Genomic DNA, 657 nt, shown 5'->3' with positions numbered 1-657 from the left:
TTGCAGGAAGATATAAGTTTTTTAATCCAGGAAGGTGGAATCACTTTATTAACGGACAAAACATAACAGGAATAATAGATAAACTAAAAAGCATATGGCAACAACCACAACCAAAATTACAATTTCCTTAATTGTTTTATTAATTTTCTATAATTGTAAGAAAACTAATGGAGAAGCAGATAAAAATATTTCTCCTTCAATAAAGGTAACAGACACAGTAATAGCAATATCCGATACTGTTCTTAGCAAGAAGGATTTAGAGGAGTTTAAGAAGGAAGTAATAAATAAAGGTGATAACTACTCATTTAATCGACTTGCAATTCATTATATAGAAAACTCAAATTATAAAGAGCTACATAAGTATTCTCTAATTATGGCAAATAAGTATAATAAAGGGGATGGATATAGCCAAGCATTTGAAGATATTGTTGCAATGAACAATAATAATACATACGAAGACATTTCTGATTTTGCAAAAATAAATGAAAAAGCAAAAAATGAAGCTTTAAAATACTTAAAAAAAGGAGCTTCATTAAATGATATTAATTGTATGTCTAAACTTCAAGAGATTTACAGAAATGGTATTGGTGTAGAGAAAGATGTAAAGAAAGCAGACGAACTTAAGAAAAAAATGGAAAAAATGTGAACCTATGCAAT

Annotated in this window: 1 protein-coding gene; it reads left to right on the top strand. The window is 27.9% G+C overall.

All coding sequences use genetic code 11. The annotated features are described in order from the left end of the window. Positions 1 to 94 precede the first annotated feature (94 nt). On the top strand, positions 95 to 646 hold the full coding sequence (locus tag ABMQ40_RS16660) for an SEL1-like repeat protein (RefSeq protein WP_370901637.1): 552 nt from the start codon (positions 95 to 97) through the stop codon (positions 644 to 646). The last annotated feature ends 11 nt before the right edge of the window (positions 647 to 657 follow it).

This window comes from Chryseobacterium gossypii, assembly GCF_041361455.1.
In the GTDB taxonomy this organism is placed as follows: domain Bacteria; phylum Bacteroidota; class Bacteroidia; order Flavobacteriales; family Weeksellaceae; genus Chryseobacterium; species Chryseobacterium gossypii.
This window is presented reverse-complemented; position numbering and strand designations above follow the sequence as displayed.

Coding starts and splice junctions, on each gene's coding strand:
- ABMQ40_RS16660 (WP_370901637.1), top strand. CDS start 95: ATGGCAACAACCACAACCAAAATTACAATTTCCTTAATTGTTTTATTA.